Genomic DNA, 25,463 nt, shown 5'->3' on the forward strand with positions numbered 1-25,463 from the left:
GTTCAGCCGCTTTATGAAACGTGCTGTAGGCTGATCGCGCTGCGATGAAGTCGGCCCCCTTGTTGCTTTCGGCGTTCCCACACGAATTTACTTTGTGTGGGAACTTTCGCACGAAGGTACGGGAAATCCCGTATAGCGCAGCGCCTCCAAAGCAAGTTAGAGCGCGTGGAGCGCTTTTGCGCTCAATTGCAAAGGCGCCACCGAAACGATCAGTGGAGACCAGAATGTCGAATAGAACCGCAGCAGCTTTCGCGAGGGGAATGGAGCGTGCAGAAGAACATAAGCGCACAAACCCACCTCCAAAAGAGGGCGATCGATCTGCAGCACGTACTTTGCCTCCGCTATTACGAGACATCCTGAAGTTCTATGAGCACGAGAAGGCCTCGGAGACATCATGACGCGAGCAAATTAGCAGGATTCCGCACGCGACGAATCCGGAAACCACTCCGCTATATTGGCCGGAGGCGCTGACTGAGAAGAGCGTCCGAGAGCGGCTTCGCGCCGGTCCTGGGGCCTTATGTATACTCCTTGGCGGGTCGGAGCTCGAAGAGATGCTAAAGCGCGGATGGAAGCACCTGCGGAAGAAACATGTAGGAGAGCTTGCTCAGCTGAGTTGAGCCAATCCGGTTCGAGTCCCTGCGTCCCGCCGTGGGGGCTCGACGATTATAAGCGCCCGATTGATGCCGCCTGCCTGATGGAGGCGGACCGAGAAAAGACACGTGCATAAAGACGTCTTTAGCGACGTGTCATATCGGGAGGCGCTATGTTGGGTGAAGTTCTGGGTGTCGAACGGCGCCGTCGTTGGAGCGACGAGGGGAAGCTCGAGATCTTGCTGGAAGTGGGTGTTGGCGGGGCTTCGGTTACGCAAGTTGCCCAGCGGCATGAGATCACACGCTCGCAGATCTACGGTTGGCGCCGGGACCTGGAGAAGAAGGGTCTTTTGTCGCCGGATCGGGGAGCAGTCTTCCTGCCACTTGATTTCGGTGCCCAGTCCGAACCGACCCACTCCCCGCCCGCTCGCCCGGCTCTTGTCGAGCTGCGTTTGGGGAACGGTCGCTGCCTCCGTTTCGACAGCAGCATGGATGGTGAGGCGCTGACCGGGCTGATCCGCGCGGTGGAAGCGGCATGATCGGCCCAGGCACCGGGGTCCGGGTCTACCTGGCGTGCGGCGCGACCGACATGCGGAAAGGAATTGCCGGTCTCTCAGCCCTGGCCCAGGATGGCTGCGCCAGAAACCCACCAGCGGCGCGGTCTTCGCGTTCCGGGGTCGAAAGGGGGATCGGCTGGAGCTGCTCTACTGGGATGAGCCAAGGCTTCTGCCTCTATTACAACTTCCTCGAGCGCGGACGGTTTTGCCGGTCGTGCATATGCGGCCTACGGCGGCATATACATCACAGCATCTATCGCATGGCTTTGGACCGTAGAGGGGCAGATCCCGACCCGATGGGATATCATCGGCGCAATCTTTTGCCTGACCGGCATGGCGATCATCTTGGTCGCCCCTATGCTTCAGAAGCAACCTGCGGCCTCAATCGGGCGGTTACCATGCGCTTCCGCGGTATCTTTTTGAAAATACCAACCGATACCGCACAGCGGAAAGCGAGGCGTAGGGCCACGACGCAGGCGTGGCGTGAACGGACGGGGAAAGCAGGCGGCATCAATCGGGCGCTTACCGTCTATTTTCCGCATGCAAGCGGAAGAGAGCTCTAATTTCTGGATCGGCACGTAAGACAGAGAGACAGCGTACAAGGAGCCACGCGCGCATTTGCGATTGAGAGCAACGCAAGAAGCATCTGATCGATAACCGCTTTATCGTCGCCGAGTTACGCGCAGGTTTGCCGCGCTCCATGGCTCGAAACGTTCCCATGTCGATCTTTGCGCGGGCCTCATGCCCCCAAGCGGCCGAACCCGTGGGCACTGAACACGACGTGCCCGAAACTTTTTCCAACAAAACCGCCTGGTGCGACGGTTTCCGTCTTTTGTGTATCAGAAATCATCTTTTGACGTAGCGGAAGATGCGTAGTCTCGCAGATTGAGGGGATTTGGGATCACACGACCCGCGAGCGCGGCTTCGACACGCTCGACACAAGCCAGTCTGCGCTCCTCCGTCATACCGCTCGTCACTTCGATCCAGAGTTCGTAGACGTCGCCGCCCGTCGGAGCGAGCGTATAGCCAAGTGCTTCAAATGCACGGAGTGCATCGGCGCGTAATTTGTGCCGGATCTCACGTGATGCATCTAATGTCAGCACGACAACGTAGGCAAGCACGCGCGGTGGGGTTGTGTAGTTCCGCGATACACTGAGATGATGAGTAACATCTGCGTATCGAACAGCGAGCCACAGAGCCACATCGCGCCGATCCAACGACAGTCGTTCGCCCGCAAGTGGCGTCGTTCCATCTATCTCTCGCAGTTTCTTCATTATTTCGGTACGCTTTCTCTCAGGCCGGTCGCGCTCCTTATCCTACGCCCCGTCGGCACCGATGACCGGACCAAATGGATTTCGGACATCAGTTCCCAATATTTCTCTGTCTCTGACTTTCTCGCCCATCGTCTTAGGATAGCACGCAGTATGGATTGTGTGAGCTATTCTCTTTTCGATCGACGGAAGAAACGAGACACGCTGACGAGTTCGCAACGCCCCTTCCCGCTTTCGCCTATTTTGTGTTCGCACACCAGCAGTGACGCGGGACGGGCTAAACTGTCAGGGGTGCCCCAGAGGGCGGCGTCGGAGACCTACGCCCCGGACAACCCCGCGCCCACGGAGTGACGCGCCGCGTGTAGCAGAGCTGATGGATGTCTTCTCCCGTGAAGAGAGTCAGAGGTGCGCTCTGTAGGCGACCTCTTCGTGAAAAAAGATGTGGAACCAACATTCAGGCATAGATGCCAGCATCGACCGCTTCGACATACTCAATCACTTCGCTTGCGCGCCCTTGCGCAACGAGCTGCATACAAGTCGACCCGGAAAACCCGGGCAACGCTTCGGAACGATACCATGCGTACGCCATGATCGGATTGCCAAAGCGCAGCGTTACTATGTCGAGGATATCGAGCATCGCGCGCAGAGACCTTTGCGTGCCAGATCCGGCGGAACGGATAACGTCCACTTTGGACGTGCGGAGCTCCTTGGCGATGAGCGAAGGGTCGAGCAGACCATCTCTCAGACACTCACTGAGCAAGATCATTTCTTCCTGCCGCCGGTCTCGCGCTCTTGAAGCCAGCCCTTGGGAACAGGGTAGTCTCGAACGATCTCTGCCATCTGCGATCACCTCTCTTTAATACCAGGATAGTGTTGTGGCCGCAGCGACGCAACGCCGCTGTCCATACGCAAGAGAGATTTCGTGAGAAATACATCCGCCTATATCAGGCAAGATAGCTTGATATACCTTCAACCCATCTTAAATGTGAATCAAGAATTCAGATAGCTGTTCGCTCGCCGGAGAAGAAATAAGAAACCAAATGAAATTCGGAAACACATCTCACTCCACCAACGATCATAAATCTCTTCGCATCCAACCAAAATCCCATCTCAAAAATGGCGACCCAAGTCATCGAAGCCTCATTGTTTAATACGACGAAGTGGGCTCGACAGTATCCGATAATTTATTTAGTAAAAGGACTAAATTATCCTTCTAAGCGCGCAACAAAGCTCTGAAGCCAATCTCTGCAACCACAACGCCTCAGAAACCGAGAAACAGCACTGCGTCTTAAGCGGCATTAAATGAAAGATGTGAAAATGGAACTTTCTAATCATGAGACGCTTCTGCTCACATCACTGGTCAACCGTAGAAGAGACGTTCTGAAGTCTCTCAACGTGAGATTGTACGAGCAAATGTGCAAGCTTGGCTTCGAGAAAGAGACGGTGAGCATTCTCAGCTCGGGGGCATGCCAAGCCGCGAAACAGAGGTTCGATCTGGCCGAAGAATTTTTGGCTGAGGGTACCATTTGTGACAACGTCGAGGAACACACCAGATATGTCTCTCAAATTTCCTCAGCACTTGAAGCGCTCTTGAGAGACAGCCTCTGAGGCCGCCCCGCACGCGCGAGAACGCGTGAATATAGCATCAAAAGGCGCGAAGAACACTTACCGCCAGAAGACACCGCGAAGATAGAAGATGATGTTCGGAAAATCTCGTACGCCGATCCCCTCGTCGGTATCCTTAGGGCCAATCCCCTCGCCGAACTGCGTCCGTGGCCCCGCTCCATGAGCCGCAATGAGAGCACCGCTATATTGCTTGCGGCCTTGGGCGCGCTTTTAAGTCTCGACGATTATCTCTGAAATTGGATCGGCCTCTCTTAAAACAGATCTGAGAATTACATAGATCGGTAGATTTTACATAAACAACCGCGGAGCATGTCACGGCTCGGACATAGCCGGCTTCGATCTCGCGGACGCAGCGTCAGCACTTTGTTCGAAGCGAAACCTCCGACCGGTCAGAACATCAGAACGAAAAATTGAGACCTGGTCGAATTCCCGGCGGCGACTGTCGGAAGTTGGAGCAGCACGCAGAAAATGTTGAGAAAGGGGGCACTCCACCCCATGGGGATAATACTGACCCGTTTTCAACAGGCGGCGGAAAAAGCGGAAAACAGGGCATACGGCGGATGTGGGCGGAACGGAATTAGAGGATCAGCTCCACCGGGATCGTGCGCCTGCCTTCGATGAAATCTTCAAATTCACTGGCAGACATCATCCCCTCGGCATGAGCATAATGCCGGAGCGTAGTGGCCTCGTCCACGTGCCGAAGAAGCGTCTTCGCGGCATAGGCACCGCCGATCAGATGTTCCGACGCTTCCGTGGCGACGTTGTCGCGAAATCGATGGATCGGGATGCGGACGCCGAACTCGCGGAGTGTCATGCTTCCCGTCAGTCCGCCCAGCTGCTTAGACGTGATCGCGCCCCGCTTCCCATGGACCGATGGGAACAGGTGAAGACCGTCGTCGAAGAGCGGGCGATAGATCGAACGATAGGCATGCAGCGCTTCTGCAAGCCCGGCGTTCTCGAAGACCACATCAAAGCCTTCTTGGGCCTTGCCCGCCTCCGGATATTTTAGGGCGTTTCCGGGTAGGTCCACGTGGAGATGCGTCCGGTCGATCAGCGTTAATGTCCGATCAAATTCAAGCCAGGTCAGGGCACGGGCGCGCTCCGGCAGTGCGGCTCCGATCGCGAGGATGAGACCATTGCGAAAGAGCGTGGCAGTGCGGATGCCGCGCATGGGGCGTGCGCTGGCCTCGGCCATCAGACGAAACCCGAAGCTGTAGAGTGCGCTCGCACCGACGAGCTGGCTGCCGCTCTTCGTCGAGGCCCCTTGCACCCTGCCCCGTTCCCGCCAGTCCGCGACAACGAATTCGCACGCCTCGGATCGGAACCGCCCGCGTGTCGCAACTGCAATGCCTGCCATCACTCGTTGGAGATAGTTGGCCGCTGTTCCCTTTGTTGTCGGCTGAGCGCCGGCGCGCGGCTGACCAAGATGAAGGGCGTAGGCGTGGAGCGAGGCGGCCGTTGGAAGAGTGTCCTGCGTCTGAGACCTGCAATATGCAGTCCAGCGGTCGAGTGCGGCAAGCACAGACGTCGTGTAGTCAACGCTCCAGATCGTCCTTCCCAGAACGGCCTGTCCGTTCCTGGAGACGGCGATCTGCTCGCCGAGCGACTCCTGCCAGGCCGCCGGCAGAGACGCGATCATGCGTACCGCTACATCCCAGGGGCATCGGTCGGGCGCTTTGACCGAGACCCGCGCATCTCTCAGGACGCGCGCCAAATGTGCGGTCTTCTCGTGGCCGAAAGTCTCGGCCGCCACCCGTTGAAGATGGGCGAACTCCGCGAAAGCCGTCGCACCGACCTCGTCGATCCGCGCGGCCAGGTGGTTGGTCAAGGTCTCGCGCGACGGAACAGCGTCAGGGCGCGATGCGTCGCGAAGCTTGCGCAGCATGGCAAGGTGATCATTCATCAAGTCATGTCCGTAAATGTGAAAGGCGTGCCAGAACGGCCGCTCACGCGGCCGTCTTCGTCTTGGCTTCCAGGTAGGTTTGCCACCCATTCATCACGAGCGTCTCGTCGAGCTCGGCATAGTATTCGACGGTCGTCCTCAGGCTCTTGTGACCAAGCAGGCGCTGGACGCGCGGTAGATTATCCATGCTTTCCTTGAGCCAAATCCAGCCGATTAGATGTCGGTAAAGATGCGGGTTGATCTCTACCCCGACATGCTGATGCAGCAGGCGTGTGACCCGTCTCAAGATCCCGCGATAAGGCGCATTGAACTCGAACTGGCCGCCTTCTTGGCGCGGAAATAGATACGGGTTTTCCTTGTCATCGGGGTGCAGGAGGATCGGGCGGATCTTTTCGATGTAGCTTCGCATCAACCGGCTGGCGCCCGCCCCAAGGCGAACGGCGTAGTCCGGATCACCTTGCTTTCGCCCCTTTACCTCGGGTGCCGGTATCGAAAGAACGGCCTTTTCGTCTTGGAACACAATCCACTCGAGCCGCGCTTCGATGATATTCGCGCTGCGCGGCGCGCGCGTAAGAAGGATGTCATGCGCCAGCACGGCGGCGATGTCGCGAGCCAATTCGAGGTCGATCACGTCGAGGCGATCCGGGCGTATTGCGATCTTTTTACTCTTGTTCTTCCGCCGCCGGTCGATCTCGGCGTTGATCCCCGTCATCACGGTGCCGGACAGGTCGATTGTCGACTGGATACGCGGTTCGGTGAACTCCCGCAGTTTCTTCTTGTTCTTCGGCGCAATGCCTCGACGACCAGTGTCGTAGAACCGGATCAGCGCGCGGATGTCCTCGACGTCCTGCTCCGACGCCGCAGCGTAGCCGACCGCGATCTTCTTCATCGCCTTGAGTACGGAGACAAGATACCCGGTGTCCCGGCGGCCCCCGTTGGCCTCGAAGAGGGCGGCGGCCGCGGCCTGCAAGACTTGGAAATCTGTGAGAGCACGGATGTCGGGCACGACGATGTCATGCGACGCCGCGAGGGCCTTCGACAAGGAAATGACGTATCCGCGACGCGTCGCGATGGTGCCTTCAGACCAACGGTCATTGGTCGTAAGGAACCCGTATTCCCGCATCCTCGACTCCCGTCGCTCCGCACGCTCCGGCTTGAGGGGTTGTCCCGGCAACCGCGATTTCTCGGAAATGCTCTTCTGGAGCCGGGCTTTCATCGCGGAAAGCGGATCGGTGTCTTTCTGCTCCTCCCGATCCAGTGCCTCGAGGAAGTCGTCGTAGGTCACCCCATCACGGGAAACTTCTCCGGCCGCCCAAGGGGCCACTCGGGTGTCGAACTCGCTCAGCAGAGCCTCGAGGGTGGCCGTGCCGATACCGAATTTGTCGCGCCGATCCGAGAATGGCGACGCCACGGCCTTGAACCCGAAATGCGACGTCGACGGGTTGGTCGCCAGATGGCCGAGAAGCGTGACAACGTTGCCAATATGTTTGCGGCATTTTGCTTCCGTTATGACGCCGGTTTCGAGCCGATGCGCGTAGTAGTTCGCAACGGTGTCAGTCGTGATCTGGCCAGGCTTAATCCCACGATCGAACAGGTAAACGATGAAAGGCCCGGCTTTGCGTCGGCAGTCCACCGAGATGTCGGAGGCCTTCACAGCCTCGTAGGCGCGAGCCCAAATGCCGCCAATATCTTGGACACCGCGCGGACGGTTGCGCACGCCATGTTGGTCGATGGCCGCAAGAATATCTGACTTGTAGGTCGAACGGCTACCCTTCGAGAGCCCGAGGTTGGCCGCGTTGTGGTGCGCGAAGAACTCGATGACATCGTGCCGGCAGACCGGCCGGTATGCATACCAGATCGCCTTCCGCATGATCCAGCGGACCCGGCTCGCGCGGGTTCTCTGATCAGCCTCTTCAAGCTTCACGACCAGTTCGCCAAACGTCAAAACACTCGCCTCCGTCGCAGCGCAAACGAGGTCTCGCCCAGTCGCCTTCGAGAGCGCGACCAGGGTCTTGTGCCGCGGCTTCAAGCCTACGATCGAAAGAATATCGGATACGCTTTTCTCATTCAGACCTGCTCGCAGGGAAAGCGCGCGCATGCTCTCACCGGTTTCCTTGATATGTGCCAGAAGTTCATCACGAAGTGTCATGGTCATTCCTTATCTGCGACCGCGACCGTCACTCATCATCGAGCTCGATATCCGGCCGCCCGTCATCAGACGGCCGGGATCGAAGCTCAAAGAGGAGTACATCTTCTTCCGTCGAGAACCAGCGACGTCCGAGCTTCCGCGCCGGCAACATCACCCTGCCTTGCTCAGTCGGGCATCCCTTACGGATCCAGTCACTGATACAGCGTGGCGTACACCTGAAACGTGCAGCAAGTTCCTCTGTTGTATATAATTTTCGCGCCATTTCCGTTTTCTCCTTGTCCAGCAAAACCGGAAATAGGAACAACAGATCGCCCCTCAAAACGTCGCCAAGATAAATTTCGCAGGACAAGCCCCTTTCTTTCGCGCTGGCTGATCAAGTGGCATATGGCGATCCGATTTGGACTGCGCGATTTGAGCGGAAAAATCTCGTCATCCGGCGGAATTTTTGCGTCATCTTGCGGGGAATTTGCGTCATTTGGCGGAATTTTTGCGTCATCTCGCGGAGAAACTGCGTCAAGAAGGCATTTATCCAATTGTTTTAAAAACAAAATTCCGACCCTGAATAAGAGGAAACATAGAATCCCTAAGAAAGAGCCGCGTTGCGGCTTCGACTCGCGTTTTGTCCGGGGCGAAGGTGTGCGCCTTTCGGCCAAACCCAGTTATATTTCGAGCAGGAAAAAATTTCTTCTTGGCTGCGTCAGCGCTATTTTGCGTCTGGAGCATCGTTCCATATGTTAATGGTGTCAGAAGAATTTCATACTCTATGAGCGCCTGGGTTTGCGTTTCTTCTGCGTCGCGCCGCAGAAGAAACGCCTATTCAAGGATCGTGAAGCACAGCGTCTATCGTGTGCGACTCCATGTCATCGCTTAGAGTCGATTTCTCTGGCGCAAGGGCAGCTGTCGTGCCTCGAGCTTGGCAGCGAGACTAATGCAGTTTTCAAGCGGCTGCGAAACGGGTCCTTTTCCACGGCGCGCAGCAATGGGCTAACCGAGCAGTTTCTGTTCGAAGGCGATAGCGGCGAAACGCTCTCGCCGAGTATCCGGAGCTACCCTTAAATCCACCATCGAGGCCCCGGGGCCTCGATGGAAGCAAAGAATCCACACCATTTTTTGCGACGAAGTCGACCTGGAGGTCGAGCTGCACTCATCTTTGTTTCAGCTCCCACAGTGTTCTTGGATCTGTGAACTTAGGGAAAGATTAGCTTCGTCGCGGTATTCGACCATGAAACGCGCAGGGCTTTCTTTGCTCGGGTCGCAGCGACGTGCAAAAGGGAACGGTACAGAATGACGATATCTTCTCGGTCCGCCGCATCCACGGCCGCGTTAAGCGCCCCCTGCGGGGGGAAGGCGGTGTCAGACAAGAACGGTATTGCGACTGCGAAGAACTCAAGTCCCTTTGCCCGGTGCATTGTTGTGACCCGGACGCCTGGCACGGAACGGTCTTCGGCCCCGGATCGAAGCACCACAGTTTCGATCCCAGCGGCCCGAAGCGCTTCTTCAACACGCTTCACGTCAGTCCGCCGCGCACAGAGCACGCCGACATCTGAGCGCCGGATCTGGTTTGCTGGCAACGCCTGGATCCAATCCGCCAATCCGGTCAGCTCCTCCGCCTCGGAGGCGCAGCGGACGAGGTCCGGCGCGGCGCCGTGAAGAAGGCTCACATATCCCTTGAGAGTGTCGGTCCCCTCGTCGAGGTCATCCACGCTCACTCCTTCGAGGATGGAGACGGCCCAGGCCCGGATCTCTTGGGTCGTCCGGTAATTCAGTCGCAGACGTCGAGAGCGGCCGCGCACCTCGATCCCGCAGGAAGACATGCTCGCGCGGCGACCGTAGATCCGCTGATGCGCATCGCCAACAATGAAGAGCGAATTCCGGTCACCGGCGATGTTTTCAGGAATGATCGCACGGATCAGCCGGAAGGCTTGCTCTCCCATGTCCTGCGCCTCGTCCACCACTACCGAATTGTAAGGTAGGCTCGGCGCCTCGGCGGACAAGATTTCAACCGCCTCCCGGTATGCGTCATCTGGCTCGGCCAGACCATCGCTGATCATCCGGGCCCGATAATCCGCAAACATTTCCCAAAGCGCTGCCCGCTTGCGGCGGTCCAACGGCGTGCCACGACCAGCCCGTGACGCCTTCAGATAGGCACGCTTATCGGTCAGCCCCTTCGCTTGGACAATTTGGGCCCATTCCGCCTTCACGAAAGGCTCTGAAAGACCCTCCGGCATTGCATGGTCGTCGAAGACCTCCTTCCAGGTCTTGTCCAGCCGGTCCCGCGCCTCCCCGAAGAACGCGACTTCTCGGGCGAAGCTCTTGCGCTTTAGGAACTGGGACACCCACCGGTCGAGGTTGGTCACTTCGATCCGGGGAGGGCGCGCATCAAGATGCTCGGGACATAGGGTCCGTAGGTTGGCCTCGATGTCCTGAGCGAGGCTTGTGGTGAAAGTTGTCACCAAGATCCGTTGCCCTGCCTGGCCGGGATCGTCCTTGATCTGGTCCGCAAGATGTTTGGCACGGTGCATCGCTACCACGGTCTTGCCAGTCCCGGCACCACCGCGCACCATGGCGGGGCCATTGTAGTCCCGGTAGGCAAGCTTGCGCTGCTCGGGATGAAGGAAGACCCGCCATCCCTCAAGCCCTTCTTCGAAGACCCGACGGAGTTCCGCCTCGCTTTCGGGGATGAAGATGGTCTGCCTGCTCTCTTCCGTCTCGATCAGCTGGTCGAAGGAGACATCCTCCCCAGCCGTCTCCGGCGCAGTTTGCGGTTCCTCCGCGACCCCGGTCAGCGCATAGACTTCTTGGTCCGAATAACCCGCGGCGAGCGCGTAGAGGACCTGGTAGGTGAGCGGGTCGAAATCCTCTTCCGCCACCTCCAAAGCTTCGATTGTTGTTATGGTCCGGATCGCTGGAAATTCCTCGTCAGGCACACCAAGCGCGCGCAATCTCTTATCGGCGATCTCTGCAAACAGACGGGGCTCCGACGGTGCGGGCGCCTCCGCTTCCACGGCAGTGGCGTCCAGTTCCTCGACAACGCGGATCCGGTTCGTGCCTGGGTCCAGTTTAACCCGGCGGCGTGTCGCCCATCGATACGCCTTATCGTGCTCGTTCACGTGGACGAACATGATGTCGCGACCCACCTCGAACGCGATAGCACGGTATCCCTGATCGACCCGAAGAGACTTGATTGAGTTGTCCTTCGCCCCCTCAACCGTTTCGAGGTTTAGCCCGTTCGCTGTCGGGTCCGACATATACCGGGTCATCATATCCATGAACCTGATGGCCACCTTGTCCGGCAGCTTCCGCAGGCTTTTCATGCAACCAATGTCGTAGGAAACCCGTTTGCTGATCGCGTCCATCATGATTTCATCTCCTGAAATGCGTGTAGTATCCGGGTCACCGTCTCACCGATCTGATCCTCCTCCGGATCGAATGGGACAAGTCGCCAGCCCGTCCCTTCACACGGCTCCTCGATTACGCCGACCCGCGTCTCGGACCAGCCGAATTCCATCGTACCGACGACCCGCCCCTCGGCGAGCAGATCATCACCCATCCGATCCGGTCCGGGAACCTTAGCTGCAACCAGCGCGTCGATCAGAGGATGAAACGCGTCATCGCATAGGGCGCGCGCTTCCGTCCAGGCTGCGGTATCAGGGTCGGTCGCTCCCCCTCCTGCGGACATGTCTGGGGGCGATAGCGTATCGAGGCCATCGAGTTCCACATGAAGTCCGCGCACCCCCTGGAACAGGTTGACGAGGCGCCAGAGCCCGCGCCAAGTCTCAGTGTAAAGCGCCCGTGCTGCCGGGTCCTCACCAGGGGCCGGCAACTTGGCCCGCAAGAGCAGCCGGATATCCTCGTCCACTCCGGCCCAATCCGCCGGAGTGATTTTTTTGCAGGCAAGATAGAGGTCCAGTGCCCCGGCCCCGACATGCTCGGTCAACCCAGGGGTCAGAAGAAACTGATACCCTTCCGCAGAAAGGTTCGCTTGGCGTGGAAGCTGATCGAGCGGGCGTCCGAGTCCTGCGAAAGCGCGCGTCAGGATAGATCGCGCTGCGACGGCTTCGTCTGTCTCGCCGTCGAGAAGGCGCCATAGCCCCGTGAGGGAGGAGTCCGCCTGAAAACTTCGGATCCGGTCGACATGACCAGAGAATGACGGAGCCGCGAGCACGTTGCCGAGCCGCCCGACCTTTTCCGGATTGAGAGCAGGTTCCGCCAGCGGGTTCAGAAAGGCGCGGTCCTCAGCATCGAGATCCCGCCATGAGAGTGTCCAGACCTGCACTTGACCGGATCGGATCATAAGCATCCGGTCCAATAGATCCTGTGCTACGGTGCCCGCATGATATTCGAGACCGTCCATCTCCAATACGACCGGGACAGCGCCGGACCGTCCGGCGGGGGTGAACAGGAAGTCGACCCGCTTCCGCGGCAGCCCATTGAAACGAGCATCAATCTGGACCTGAGGTTCGATCGTCCAAAGGCGGGGCTTTGTGGTCTTGCCAGCGCGCAACACAAAGCCCCGCCGCCCCCCGGGAAGGACCTGCGGCGTAAGCGCTTCTTCCCCGTATCGCTCCGCAAGAGCCGTAAGAAGTCGCCGTTCCAACGCGCTCTCCATCAGCGCACCGCGGATCGACTCGTCGATCCCGGTCTCAGTCCGCCTGAGACTCTCCCATTTTTGGAGGATCGCCTCCAACATCTGTCGAGCGCGGTCCCTATCCGGCTCGCCCGGCCCGAACTGAGAGCGATAGGGCTTCACGCATCGGAAGCACCCGTTCCGGTCTGGCTCCTGGTTGCAAGGGCAGTCCCGGAGCGCCTCAACCGCGCGGACAATCACGCTCCGCATCGTGTCGGGGTGCTGACCGATTTGACGAAGATACCCGGAACCTCCCGGAACGGAATCGTAAAGGTATAGGCTGCGGACCGTGCTCATTCCATCAAGCCGGGCCGCGAAGATGGTGGAGCGGAGATGGTCCACCTTCCCCGCAAAATGCTGGCGCATACCAAGGTTGATTGCGGCAACAAAGCTCTTCAGGTCATCGTCATCGGCCTCACCCACAACCGGGATCACGACCCGAATCGCCTCCGTTTCGAACTTGCGCATTAGGAACACGTCAGCCTCCCACCGATCCCGAGCAAGATCCGGCTCCCGCATCACCTTGCAGGTCGACGGGTGCGTGCCTCGATCTTCCTCGCTCCGCGGCGGCCTCTGCAGGGTCCCGCAGTGCCGGCAAATCCGGAAAGGTTGCGCGGGCCTATTCTCACCGGCGACCCTGGGTCCGGGAAAGGCTGACTTCGATCCGAAATTGAAATCTCGGAAGGTGCAGGTTGGCAGAAACTCGAATCCGAAGGGCGCTCCCTCCTCCTGGCTCGTGAACCAGGAGCAGTCGATATCTCCGGTCCGGTGAAACGGCATGAGCATCCGGTCAAACTGGCGCTGGTCGCGCTGATCGCCGTCCCGGATCGCCGCCTTCTCCTCGCTATCCACCGAGATCACAGACTTGAGCTGAACCACGTTATGTTCGGATCCGCTGTCCGACCACATGTCGGTTCCGCAACGCGGGCAAGTGCTCGTTTGCAAACCCTCGACCCGGTTGGCGACATTCGAACAGACGGGGCAGAAGGTCCAAGAGGTCAGGTCCTCTTTTCCGATCTCGATCCGCTCGATCTCCACCTGCCGTCCATTCGCATAAAAGAACTGCCCTGGGGCGAGCTCGGACAGGGCAGAGCTTGCCGGACGAGAATATTCAACATGGATCAACCCGTCCTCGTCTTGAGGCCCCCCACTTCCGCCGGAGTCGTTTCGACGCGACAAGATCGAGGTCAATTTTACTCCTTCTTCCGGGAAAGCGTAGTTCGGCAGGACACTCTTGTCGGTGAGGAAGCGGATCACCGTTACCTCGTCTATCCCGCTCCGGATCATCCTGTTGATCTCGGCTCGGTCGCGGGAAATTTCGGCCTCCCGACGTTCAAACTCCTCCTCGGTAATCTCGGCACGACGGGTGCGGAGCCGCTTCAGTTCCCGTGTTGCCTCCTCCCGCTTCTCGACAAGGCGTGCGCGCTCTTCCGCGGCCGCGTCGAATACGGCTCCGATCCGCCATCCGATGGATTTCGGGTCCGTGCCGGTAAGGTAGGTCTGGATGCGACCTACCAGGTCCGTCCGCGCCTGAACCTCTTGAGGAAGACCAGAAAGGAACGCGGTCGCAAGTTCATTGCCTCGCTCATTGATCATTTCCAGCCACTCGATCGGAAATCCGATCATAGCACCGGCAGCTCGACGTTTCAGGACGTCCCGGACCTTGCCGTAATCCCCTGCCTCACTCGAACCGGAGACATAGGCGTCCAGTGTGAAGGCGGTCACCTGACGCAGAAGCACCTCTTCTGCGGCCAGAAAAACTCCTGGAGGACGTACCTGGCCCGCCAGCATCGGGGTAGGGTCTTCCCAGAACTGCAAGTCGTGGCCCCTGGAGTTCGCGAGCACCATATTCAGTGCGTTCCCGTCACGACGCCCGCTCCGACCCATCCGCTGGACGTAGTTCGCCTCCTCGGGCGGAACCGATCCCAGAAGGAGCGTGGACAGGTCCCCGATATCGATACCCATCTCCAGAGTCGGAGTCGCCGAGATCAAGTTCGGGGCCCATCGGGTCTCCTCCGAGATAAACCCGTTCTCTATCCGCAGCCGATCGTTCGTCTCGAGAAGGCCGGTATGCTCTCGCGCGACGACCCGGTGGTTGCGATCCGAAAGAAGCGAGCGACGCAGCGCCGGACGATTTGGAGGTGAGACCTCTCTCAATTTCCCATCGCACCCGATCCGGGTGCAAAGGCTGGCTATCGCGATCTCCGCATTGCCCTCAGGGGCGGTCTCGCGTCGGCCACACCGGTCACAGGCGAGTCCGATGGTGCCAGTTGTCACGGTGACCCATCCCGGCTCAATGAGCCAGGCGTGCCGGCTCCCGTCCGACCGTTCTACCCGCCGGACCAACCCGTCCGCCTCGAGCCGCCGGAGGACCATCGGATAGATCGCATCCGGGTCCGTCCCGTAACGAAGCTCTTCTTGGCCGAGGGTGCGGAACAGCCAGTCACGATACCAGCTCGACACATGGGCATTCGTGATATTCTCGAAGCCAAACGGCGGATTGTGCAGCGCCACCGGGATCGGAGCGAGGCCACGGCGGCTGTCTGGCGCTGGCAGAGCTCCAGTTCGTCTCACGCCAACTTGCTGCTGGGCTCCATACCAGTTCAGCCCGTAGCGGCCATTGGCGGTGGCGATAGCACTGACCAGATATGGATGCGCCACGGAGCCTTGTCTCCGCATCCTCTGAACGACCCCGGACAGGAAGCCCGCGAGGAGGTTAGGATCGAGCTCGGGCGCACCTGGAAGCTCGTTTCGGAGCTCGCTTGCAAGCCGCTGGGCCGAAGCGCACAGGAGGTCCGCAGTGATGTCTGCCACCGCCACCCCGTTCACCTCGAGCGTATGGCTGAAATGCGCCCGGTAGCTCAGATCGACGAAATATTCCCAGCCGAGCCTCAGCTTCATGTGGTCCAGGAAAACCGGGTCGGTGATGGAAATCCCATCCAGGACGAGGTCTTGGTAACGGCGGCGCCAAGTCTGCTCCTTCGGGATGAACAGCGCTGTAAACGCATCGCCACCGAGCGTGTCGAGGAGCGCTGTCGGCACATCCTCGATCACCTCGCTCAAGCTCATTCCGGCCGTCTCGGTCTCGCGTAGAGCGGTGAAGAGGGATTTCTGGTAGACTGCGAGGGCGTTGCGGGTCTCTGCAACCGCGCCCCGGTGCGCGGCGTCCTGGACCGAATCCGAGAACACCAGGAAGCGCGGCTTCTCCTCCGCCTGCTCCTCGTTCTGTTCTGACGTGTAGAGTGTCCCGGTGATTCCAGTTGTTAGCCGGGCCGCCCGCATCCCAAAAAGGAGAAGACCACGTGCCTGACCGCAGGCGGGACACGTCCTGTCGATCCGGCCATTAGAGTCGCTCGGATCGTACATCCAGACCGGGGTTGCCGGCCCGGTTTCGAGGTTGTTGTGATCGGATGGTGTGAAGGCGATCGTGTCCGAGTCGAGCAGACCCTTCACGATCCTTCCCGCCCCGCTGCTCGCTGGGACCATCCGGTCGATCGACTCGTGGTAGAAAAGTCGGATTCGCTCCCCACCGTTCTCGTCGAAGAATTCCTCATAGAGCTGATCGAGAGGAGCCCAGCAGGTGCTGGAATTCGGGTTCAGTCGCCCCACATGGGCAGTCGCGCCGCACCGGTTGCAGTTTACGACGGGCAGAGTTCGGCGAAGCATATGCCGGTCAAGGTCGAGCGCGTGGAAGAGGTCCATCTTCGATCGGACCAAGCCCGCCTCCAATCGCGGCAGGTTCGTAATCATCCGGGACATCTCGCGGACCCAGAGCTGAAGCCTGACGTTGAACAGCGAGCGCGGGTTTTCGGATGGACCAGACCGGGCCCAGGCCACCAGCGCGACCACCAGCTCTGCAAGCGCCCGATGGTCAGACTCATGCCACTCCCGGATCACGCGAACCTGCGCCAGCCCTGCCGCGATCGTCTCCAGCGACGCGGGGCCCGTGTGTTCCGCGATGATCTTGAGTGTGCGCTGACAGAGGTGATGCTCCTTCAACCGCTCACCGAGCGCGATCCGAAATCCCGGATCAGACGGGTCCCCGTCATCGAGAAAGGCGAGATCCGGATCCGTCCGTTCGGGAAATAGGCAGGTCGCAAGCCGCAACGCCGCCCCGGCCTGATCCAACTCCTCCGCCTCGCGCAGGGCTGCGTGGATATCCGCCGGCTCAGGCCGATCCAGATATTCCGGATCGCCGAACACCTCGTTCGGCACCTTCCGGGTTTCCGTGACCACGGAGCCCTCATCGAAGGTCTCGCCAAAGATCGTCTCCGCATAGCGCCTGAGGTCGGTTTTCGCATCCTCTCCCGCGCCGAGCGTCGCCGAGGACCCGACGCAAGTCAGGTGGTCCTGGGGCGTCTTGAGGCGATATTTCAGGCGCCGCAGAAGAAGGGCAAGATCAGCCCCCTGCGCGCCGTCGAAGGTGTGCATCTCGTCCACCACGAGGAAGCGCAGGGTCTCGGGATCGTTCTTCTCCCACAGCGGCTTGTCCCGGCCGCGCAGGAGCAGGTAGTCGAGCATCTTGTAGTTCGTCAGCAGGATGTCAGGCGGGTTCTTCCGCATCGCCTCCCGGTGGGTGATGACGCTGTCGGCGGTCACCTCATGGGCCGGATTCTGCGGTTCGGCGTCGGCGTAGATGCCGGCGCGCACCCCGTCCAGCGAGCCGATCTCGGTGATGGCCGCGGCGATCCGGCGCGCCTGGTCGGTCGCAAGCGCGTTCATAGGGTAGATCAGGATCGCCTTGATGCCGGGCTCTCCCTTGTGCCGCCGACAGTGGTCGAGGATCGGCCAGAGGTAGGATTCCGTCTTGCCCGACCCAGTCCCCGTCGCCACGAGGGTCGAGCGCATTGCCTCCCCGCTCAGCCGGGCGAAGGCGTCCGTCTGGTGCTGGTAGGGGGCGAAGCGTAGGGGCACCTTCGGGAAGGGTTGCGCCCAGGTTCCTTCCGCCGCGCCGTCGATCTGGCGGAACGGCATGTCGACCGAGATCCACGGGCCTTTGATGAAATTCCCAGGCTCGGCCATGAACCGCTCCACCATGCCCTCGAAGGCGGGGCTGGAACTGTTCAGGGTCGTGTGGACGAGCTCGCGCAGGCTGTCCTGCACATGGCGGGCAAGAAGGACCGGGTTCATGTCAGGCGGCGTCCTCGGCTTTCAGCCGCTCGAAATGGGCCCAGGCGCACTTGTAGTCCTCGATCCGGGCGCACTTGGTGAAGGGGCCGACGAAGTGGCGGGTGACCTCGCGCGGGCCACCGGGCATCGTGTCGTCGATGGCGGTGCAGGTCAGTTCTGGCGGGTTGTCGTCGAGGATTTTCTCCCACGAGGCGCGACTGGGGCTCTTGCCCTTCTCGTCGAGCCAGCCGACGCCGGGCAGGCCCTTGGAGCAGGTCCAGACGATCCGGCCATGCTGGTCATACCAGGTGCCCGCCTCGTTTTGTCGAAGGATTGGGTAATATGTTTTGAATATTTCAATCAATTGCTCACATGAAATCTCAAGCGCCATTGCAGCCAACACATCAAGTTCAACGAGCGCCAGCCTTCTTGCATAATCGGACGTAAGACGCGATGAGTTTGACCAACGATCTTTCAGATCCACCATAGGCAAAGATGGGTGTACTTGAGACCATCCCGTCCACTCGAAGGTCGGCGCAAGACCATTCCAGAGAGCCGCAAATTCCTGCAAGTGACAGAACAAGAGAAGAGCACGAGAAAGTGCGTCGCTCCTTGCCTTTTGAAAAGGTAGAGATTGCAGCACGCTTATATCAAGGTGGCCTGGCGCAGCAGTTCTAAGAAAGAAATCAAACGGAAGTGAGACCAGTTGGGACGCAACTGACAACGTGCTCAACTGGCTACCTGCTGTGGCTGCACGCACGGTGTGTAGGTGAGGAAGCCCCGATGGAACGAGCCCAGCCAAAAGGCTACGTTCTCCATTCACGTCGATGAAGTCTCGCGCTGCGAACGCATAGAGAGGATGCCCCTCCCCGATCAGTTCTTCACCACTTTCTCCAACCGCAAGTATCGACGGTGGCTGAAATAGTTTATAGCCAAATCGAATCAAGCTTGTGCTATCGGTGGCATCTAAATCCAGGGGGTGATAGTCTCGATGCGATCTTAGATACTTCCCGGGGCATTGAGAAAACGCCGAGCCAACTTTGATCATTGGCGCAGTTAGCACGCCTGAGCCGACATATTCGACAAATGCTTCTCTCTTTTCGACTCGTCTCTCTCTGATCGCATCAGTTTCAACGATAGGGCGCTCCAAAGAAAAGACCAAGTCTTCTCCTGATCTCCTCATAGCTTGCGATGAAGAGAATAGCGCCGAAATTTTCGTAGAGTATATCTGCGGCAACTTGCAGGAAATATTATCAGAACCATCCTCCAATGAATCTGATAACTTCAAGAGATAATCCCGGTTCAGCTTCACAATCCGCTCGGAGTGCCCCCGGACCAACCATTTACCGCTATCATCTTTCATCGGAGGAATTGGCCCGGCTCCATCATGTGCAAAAGAATCCTCCACCTGCGACGCGTCCAGCAACCCGCTCATGTGAATGAATTCAATTTGCCGCCTTGGAAAGCCATAAACGTTCAACGAGAACTCCTTCCGGTTGCCTACATCGGCAAAATTCTTGCTTCTAAGCTCATTTCGGAAAGCAAAATGACGTCGAATTCGAGTGTACCAATTTGACCTAAACTCACGGTTTTTCGGATCCGTAAGGTGCCTATCTTGATGAATCAGCGCGACAGAGCCGTTCTCTGCTCCAACGCGCCACGCAACCTCCAAGAAGCAGGCATAAAGATTGTTTGCCCCCGCGCCCAACGATGGAAAGGTAGTATTGGACGAAGTAAAAGATATGCGGCCATTCTCGATTGCGTATGACCTGATAAATTCATTCAACTTTGATCGATTATTTAGAAGCTCGGGAAGCGCACCGCGAACATCCTTCGCTTTGAGGCTCTTGGCGCCGATGGCCGGATCGAAAGCGGAAACGGCAAGTGCCTCGTCAAACGACGGCTTAGCCCAAGGCGGGTTTCCGACGATCACGTCGAACCCACCCCGCGCCTTCATCACGTCGGCGAAGATCAGGTCGAAATGCACGAAGCGCTCGTGCCCGGCCACCTCGACCGCAACACCGAGCCAGTCGAAGGTCTCGACCAGCGCCTCGACATTGGTCTCCCGGAACAGCCCGTCTTGCCGCTTCGCGGCCGCCCTGAACAGGTCGCGCGCTGGAGCGTCCGGCTCCAGCTGGTCGAGGAAGTCCGGCGACGGGTCGGCGAACTCGTCCATGCTCGGGGCGGCCAGTGACCCGTCCGGCGTGAACCCGCCGTCGAGGATCATCGCCATCCCCTGCAGGAACTCCGCCCGGCTCGGCAACAGGTCCGCCTTGTCGAGCGGCCAGAGCCAGAGGGCGCACCAGGCGTCCATTGCCGTCTTGAGGCGCTTGTAGGGCAGCGTATTCCTCGCGTGGTCGGCGCCGATCAGGTGTGCCTGCAGCTTCTCCTTAGCCTGGAAGTCCAGCCCCTTGTTCCCGGGGATGACCTTGTCCGGCCAGAGGGTGATCTCGTCATTCGCCGCCGCGCGGGTCTTGGCAAGATCCTCGGCCACCTGGTCAAACAAAGCCTCGGCAACCCGGCTGAGCTTTTGGACCAGCTTGACCTCGTGCGGTTCAAGCTTCTTGAAGAACCCGCCCTTGCGCCAGTCCTTGATCTGATCCTGCGCGTCACCTGCGAAGGGTTTGATCGACTTGTCCTTGTCGAAGTTCGCCATGTCCTTGGCTGGCAGGAGCCACTGCCAAACATGGCTCTCCGGCAAGCGGTTGCGCCAGCCGATCTCCTCGGGCTTGGCATTATACCAGAGGTCGGCCTGCTTCTTCGCGGCGAGAAAGGCGGGGGGATAGGACGCCCGCCGGGCGCCGATCAGGGAATTCCCGGCATGGAGCTGATCCCCGAACCAAGGGGAAAAGTCGCTTGCATGGAGGCTGTTGAGCCAAAGCGAGATGGCGCCCAGTTCAACCGCGATCGGGTTAAGGTCGACCCCGAAACAGTTCCGGTCGGCGATGTAGGCCCTGACTTTCTGTTTTTCGACAACGACCCTATCCTGCGGGATGGTCTCCCCGGTCTCCTTCTGCTTCCGCTCCAAGTAAAGGTCGGCAAGCTGGTTCGTAGTCTCCACGAGGAAGGCCGCTGACCCCATCGCCGGTTCGAGGATCTTCAGGTCGAGAAGATCATCTGCGGTCAGGTCTCGGCACCTTTCCATCAGTGCATGCTTGACCAACAACCGCGCAAGAGGTTCCGGCGTGTAGTAGGAGGCGGATTTCTCCCGGTCGCGCCCCGCAAGCCGGTAGATAAAGGTCCCCTTGGGATAGACCAGCGCCTCGGGTCCCTTGAAGACGATCTCCTCAGGTTCGAATTCCTTGATCCGGCTACGCGGGACGAACCAGCTGGGGGCGAGCGGATCGATCTTGTCGCGGCGGAAGATTTCCTCAGCTTCCTGATCAGCGTCGTCCAGCTCAGCGATTTCTTCTTCATCGTCAACGTCGGAAGCTTCGTCATCCGCGCCGTTATCGGCCTCTGCAGATCGGCCTTTGCGTGGCTTCAGCTCTATGAGGTCAGTCTTGGCGACCACCCCGGTAAAGGAGATCAGCGTCTCGTAGACCGCGCCCAGTTGGCCGATCCCGAGCTTCGCATAGGAAATCCGACCAGTTCCCTTGCCGGTGGACCTAAGCGATAGGAGGCGGATCACTTTCTGGATTGCCTCGTTGCGGAGGGAGAGTGAATTCAGGATCGGTGTGCTCTTGGGATCGAGCAGTGACACCTTTACCGCCGGCAGACGCAAGCCGGTCCCCTTTTCCGCATCTGCGAGATCCAGCCCGGTATAGAGCAGGTGCAGGGTTCGCTGGAGGCTGTCCCACAGAAAGGTCCCTTCCCTATCCATGGTCGTGCGGAGCGGCACGGATTCCAGTTCACGCAGAGTCTCGAGTGAATAACCGGTCGCGTAAATCGGATCCCTCAGATCCAGCAGATTCAAACGCGGGTTTGCCTCAGCGTAAAATAGGAAGAGGAGCCGATACATGTAGCGAAGACATTCGCGCGAAAGCTCCGGCCCGTCGATCCAGACCCCCTGATGCTTGCCGTCGGAGACGTCCAAGACTTCTTGCCCGAGCAGTTCAATCGCGTCTCTTACGGTCCGCTTGAGAGACGTGGTGACCGCATTGGCATTGCGCTGTGCTTCCTCCTCAAGCCGATCCGAGATCGGCGTCCCCTGGTCGGGAACGCGCGCCTCGCGTGAGAGCAGGCAAGACATCACGGTCAGCGTCTCGCGTTCAGCCCGAGTGAAAATCTCCTGAAGGTCGAAACGGAGCACGGAACGCGCCGGCCATTTCCTCTTGTCGATAAGAACAATCTGCGAAAGGCCCAGAACAAGAACATGACGTGGCCCGTCGGAAAGCTCGAATACCCCCTCCGCCAAAACGGACTCGATGGTTTGATCCAAGAGTGCCGCCTCACCAACGTCGGGCGGGAACTGATCCGCGGTGAAACATGCCCCGAGCGGGTCTGCTGCCTCATCCCCGCCGTCCTGAGCCGGGGCCTCGATGACCCAGAGCGCATTTCGGCCGGTCGCGTCCGCCGCCCTGGCGACAATCGGGATTGCCTGGGCCTCATCGAGCGCGGTGAAGACCGCATCCCTTTTCCAGGAGTATCCAAGTGCGTGAAGGAGCGCATGATGGATATCTCGGACGAACTCGCTACGACGGCTCGCATTGGAAGTATTACGCGCCTGCCGCAAGCTCTCTATCGTCGGGGCGGCTATGCGAGACAATCGGTCTACTGGATGAGCATTCTTGTCCAGCCCTGCCCAGCGGCTGGTGATATCCTGAAGTTCTTCCTTCAAAACGTCCGACAGCGTCCCGGATGGGAAGAACTCTGCCTCGTTCTCTATTCCGATCAGGTCCATCCCATCACCCCACAAATACAGCTTTTACGTCGACATACGGGTTCGGGTCTTCCACCATCTGGCGTGTCCGCCCGAACCACTCCGCCCAATCCTCGAATAGTCGTTCGATCCGTTGTTCTTTCGCTCTCCTGATCGTCATTCGTCGCTTTTCGGTCGGGCTCAGTCCGATGTCATTCGACGGCTCCTCACCTAATTCAAGTGTCAACTGGGACCGAAACCGGCCCTCCAATTCACCCAGCCGTTCGAGGACCGCGTCGAGATCCCGCTGGATCTGGGCAGCACGTTCCCGACGGATATTGACGAGATGGGATTGGAACCGATCCACGGCGTTTGGGATGGACGCCTGCGCCGGAGCGAGGTCTTTCACAGTCCGTCCTGGAGTGTCATTCGCAAGTCGCATGCTCGCGATGAAATCCTGAACCTCCTCCATGTGGATAGACCCGTCTGGCTGCTGGACCATGACAGCCCAGCGGTCGATCACCGGCGCCCCGTTCGCATTCGGAATCGCGCCGTGCATGACCACCGCGATTTGCCCATTGGTCAAACCGCTTAACGGAGCGACCGGTGCGGAATGCTCCGGAAAGAAGGTGTTGGCCCGGTCGGCGAACCATTCCAGGATTGGGTGCGCGTCCCAGAGATATTGGACAGTCGGCCAAGAGCGTTCCTGCATCTTTGCTTGATTGATCGCCTGATTGATGACCTGCGCCTGGTCGGTCAGTTCGATCCGGCTTCCGGGTCCCACCGCCTCCTCCGGCATGTATCGTCCGTCGACAGCACCCTCACCCGCGTATCCGAATCCATCCCGAGCCAGCATATCCTCGGGGATACTAATGCGAATCATGCGGTCCTTCGGCGCGAACGATGGTGCTGAGGGGAAAACGCCATCCTCGGGTCGCGACAGTCGCTCAATCATTTTGGTCGCATATGCAAACGTGTCCGGGAAGAGCCGCGGTGGGTCCTGCTCCGGCGCAGCGCTTGCCTCTGGCTCCGTGGAGGACGGCGTAGCGTATTCCCCAAAAAGAGCCGCAAATTGGTCATCCAGCGACATATGGGTTTGAGCGTCCGCAACACGCGCGGACATTTCCGCGTCGAAAGCCTCGGCGCCGTTCCCGGACGCTACAGCCTCAGCAACGACCACTTCCTCTTGATCCGCATCCCCCGTGCCCAGGAACACCGCTGGATCGCCCACTCCGGCCTGTGCTGCCTCGTCCTTCTCTACAAGCTTCTCCAAGACCCACATCTGACGCACCTTCGGGTGCGAGCTTTCACCGACGAAATAGGTGATGAGCGGGTGGCGGTCCTGCCCATACCGGTCGATCCGGCCGTTCCGTTGCTGAAACCGCAGAAGCGACCAGGGGAGATCAAAATGAATCAGACGGTGGCACTGGAAGTGCAGATTGAGCCCCTCTGACGCCATGTCCGAGGCTATCAGGAATCGGATCGGGGACTTCTCTTGCCCGAACTCGTCGATAATCTCCTGAGTTCTGACGTCTGCCTCCACGCTTCCCCCGTCCACGCGCGCCACTTGCTCGTCCGAGAGGTTCAGATCATCGCGAAGTCGATTGGCAAGCCAAGAGACCGTTGCGATCCGCTCGGAGAAGATGACGATCCGGTCTCGCGGATTCTTCCCGTTCCATCGCAGATCACGGAGCATGCAGAGGAGCTCCTGGTACTTGCTAAAGGCATCAGTGTCGATTGCTGCCACGTGATCAGATAGCGCCGCGAGCCTGTCTCGATCCTCGTCTGTGCCGCGCGCAGTCCCGTTGTCGATCCCGTGGATGCGTCGGCGGAGCGTCTCAAGGCAGGCAGCCGGGCTTGAGAAGATCGCCTTGGCGAGCGTGGTCCGGAACAAGTCAATCGCGCGACCTCGACTTGATTGTTCGTCAAGATCCAAGTGCAGTTCGGCTATCGTCTGGTAAGCCAGTTCTTCTTCAGGGCTCAGCGGAAAGTTGCGACGGATAAGTCGTCGTTCGGGAACCTGCTTGCCGATGTCTGCGGCCACACTCTTGTCGGACCGAAACCGCCGCACGACCAGGTCTTCGATGTCGGATCGGTGCAGACGGGTCGGGTCCGGCACCCGGGTCGGGTCGAGCATCTCGATCAGGCTCGCGAAGCTTTCCTGCGAGCCGTCATGAGGCGTCGCGGTCAACAATATGAGGGAGTCGGTGCGTCGGGACAGGAGTTGCGCCAATTCTGCGCGTTGCGAGTTAGAACCCGCCGAGGCTTTCCGGGCTGCCGCGTTATGCGCTTCGTCGATGATGATCAGGTCCCAATAAGAGTGCTTGATCGCATCGCGGATCTGTGTATCACGCTTCAAGGTATCGATCGAGACGATGGAACGGTCGAACTGGTCAAATACATTGTAATGCGCCGGGATTCGGTTACGCATCCGCCGTATCGCGGCGCTATCAAGCCGGGAGAGCGGGATTGAGAACCGAGTCCAGAATTCCTTCTGGAACTGGGTGAGCATCGCCTTGGTGGTGACCACAAGGATCCGGTCCGCCCGGCCCCGTAGAGTCAATTCAGAGGCTATCAGGCCAGCCTCCAGAGTCTTCCCGAGACCAACATCATCCGCAATCAGAAGCCGGACCCGGTCCTGCGCCAGCGCACGCTCCACGGGCAGGTGCTGGAAGGAGAGATCATCGATCGCAGCACGACCGAGAGTGAGGGGGCGGCGGGTGGTCGTCGGCGTGTTGCGAAACGATGCCTCAAGGTGAAGCTTCGTATCAATCAAGCCCGGTGAAGCGTCTGGAACCAACTTAACTGCGGCCGGGTCCAAGACCTGCGC

The 25,463-nt window shown here is 59.3% G+C and carries 11 protein-coding genes; 3 read left to right on the plus strand and 8 right to left on the minus strand.

Features of this window, described 5'->3' with window-relative positions; all coding sequences use genetic code 11:
- Nucleotides 1–763 precede the first annotated feature (763 nt).
- Both tnpA and BMI91_RS00075 read left to right on the plus strand, forming a co-directional pair.
- The gene (tnpA, locus tag BMI91_RS00070) at nt 764–1,129 is read left to right on the plus strand and encodes an IS66-like element accessory protein TnpA (protein ID WP_093476809.1); all 366 of its coding nucleotides are present in this window, start codon (nt 764–766) and stop codon (nt 1,127–1,129) included.
- 195 nt (nt 1,130–1,324) lie between these two features.
- Nucleotides 1,325–1,570 carry a YnfA family protein gene (locus tag BMI91_RS00075; protein WP_078603551.1) on the plus strand — a complete coding sequence of 82 codons (246 nt, stop codon included), beginning with the start codon at nt 1,325–1,327 and terminating at the stop codon, nt 1,568–1,570.
- A 416-nt stretch (nt 1,571–1,986) separates the two neighbouring features.
- Here the strand turns inward: BMI91_RS00075 and BMI91_RS19755 are convergent, their stop codons facing one another.
- Nucleotides 1,987–2,421 (minus strand): hypothetical protein, encoded by a 435-nt coding sequence (locus BMI91_RS19755; protein ID WP_146683952.1) that lies wholly within the window; start codon nt 2,419–2,421, stop codon nt 1,987–1,989.
- A 451-nt stretch (nt 2,422–2,872) separates the two neighbouring features.
- Nucleotides 2,873–3,184, minus strand: a complete 312-nt coding sequence (locus BMI91_RS00080) for a hypothetical protein (RefSeq protein WP_078603552.1) — start codon at nt 3,182–3,184, stop codon at nt 2,873–2,875.
- A 536-nt stretch (nt 3,185–3,720) separates the two neighbouring features.
- On the opposite strand from BMI91_RS00080, the gene BMI91_RS00085 reads away from it, so the two are divergent.
- Entirely contained in the window at nt 3,721–4,026 is a 306-nt protein-coding gene (locus BMI91_RS00085) for a hypothetical protein (protein WP_146683954.1), read from the plus strand.
- Between the two features lie 595 nt (nt 4,027–4,621).
- Here BMI91_RS00085 and BMI91_RS00090 read toward each other — a convergent pair.
- From BMI91_RS00090 to BMI91_RS00120, 6 genes are all read right to left on the minus strand, one after another.
- Nucleotides 4,622–5,947, minus strand: a complete 1,326-nt coding sequence (locus tag BMI91_RS00090) for a hypothetical protein (protein ID WP_078603554.1) — start codon at nt 5,945–5,947, stop codon at nt 4,622–4,624.
- 43 nt (nt 5,948–5,990) lie between these two features.
- A complete protein-coding gene (locus BMI91_RS00095; protein ID WP_078603555.1) occupies nt 5,991–8,102 on the minus strand; it encodes a site-specific integrase in 2,112 nt (703 codons plus the stop codon).
- A gap of 1,181 nt (nt 8,103–9,283) precedes the next feature.
- The gene (locus BMI91_RS00105) at nt 9,284–11,455 is read right to left on the minus strand and encodes a UvrD-helicase domain-containing protein (RefSeq protein WP_078603556.1); all 2,172 of its coding nucleotides are present in this window, start codon (nt 11,453–11,455) and stop codon (nt 9,284–9,286) included.
- The gene (locus BMI91_RS00110) at nt 11,452–17,853 is read right to left on the minus strand and encodes a DEAD/DEAH box helicase (RefSeq protein WP_078603557.1); all 6,402 of its coding nucleotides are present in this window, start codon (nt 17,851–17,853) and stop codon (nt 11,452–11,454) included. The genes BMI91_RS00105 and BMI91_RS00110 overlap by 4 nt, the downstream gene beginning before the upstream one ends.
- Nucleotide 17,854: 1 nt before the next feature.
- On the minus strand, nt 17,855–22,675 hold the full coding sequence (locus tag BMI91_RS00115; RefSeq protein WP_146683959.1) for an N-6 DNA methylase: 4,821 nt from the start codon (nt 22,673–22,675) through the stop codon (nt 17,855–17,857).
- A 4-nt stretch (nt 22,676–22,679) separates the two neighbouring features.
- Entirely contained in the window at nt 22,680–25,409 is a 2,730-nt protein-coding gene (locus tag BMI91_RS00120; RefSeq protein ID WP_158522052.1) for a DEAD/DEAH box helicase, read from the minus strand.
- Nucleotides 25,410–25,463: the final 54 nt, after the last annotated feature.

Origin of the sequence: Thioclava sediminum, from assembly GCF_002020355.1 — a bacterium.
Lineage (GTDB): Bacteria > Pseudomonadota > Alphaproteobacteria > Rhodobacterales > Rhodobacteraceae > Thioclava > Thioclava sediminum.

What these genes read in the sequence shown, in the direction of transcription:
- tnpA (WP_093476809.1), top strand. Translation starts at nt 764, where the DNA reads ATGTTGGGTGAAGTTCTGGGTGTCGAACGGCGCCGTCGTTGGAGCGAC.
- BMI91_RS19755 (WP_146683952.1), bottom strand. Translation starts at nt 2,421, where the DNA reads ATGAAGAAACTGCGAGAGATAGATGGAACGACGCCACTTGCGGGCGAA.
- BMI91_RS00080 (WP_078603552.1), bottom strand. Translation starts at nt 3,184, where the DNA reads ATGATCTTGCTCAGTGAGTGTCTGAGAGATGGTCTGCTCGACCCTTCG.
- BMI91_RS00085 (WP_146683954.1), top strand. Translation starts at nt 3,721, where the DNA reads ATGAAAGATGTGAAAATGGAACTTTCTAATCATGAGACGCTTCTGCTC.
- BMI91_RS00090 (WP_078603554.1), bottom strand. Translation starts at nt 5,947, where the DNA reads ATGAATGATCACCTTGCCATGCTGCGCAAGCTTCGCGACGCATCGCGC.
- BMI91_RS00095 (WP_078603555.1), bottom strand. Translation starts at nt 8,102, where the DNA reads ATGACCATGACACTTCGTGATGAACTTCTGGCACATATCAAGGAAACC.
- BMI91_RS00105 (WP_078603556.1), bottom strand. Translation starts at nt 11,455, where the DNA reads ATGATGGACGCGATCAGCAAACGGGTTTCCTACGACATTGGTTGCATG.
- BMI91_RS00110 (WP_078603557.1), bottom strand. Translation starts at nt 17,853, where the DNA reads ATGAACCCGGTCCTTCTTGCCCGCCATGTGCAGGACAGCCTGCGCGAG.
- BMI91_RS00115 (WP_146683959.1), bottom strand. Translation starts at nt 22,675, where the DNA reads ATGGACCTGATCGGAATAGAGAACGAGGCAGAGTTCTTCCCATCCGGG.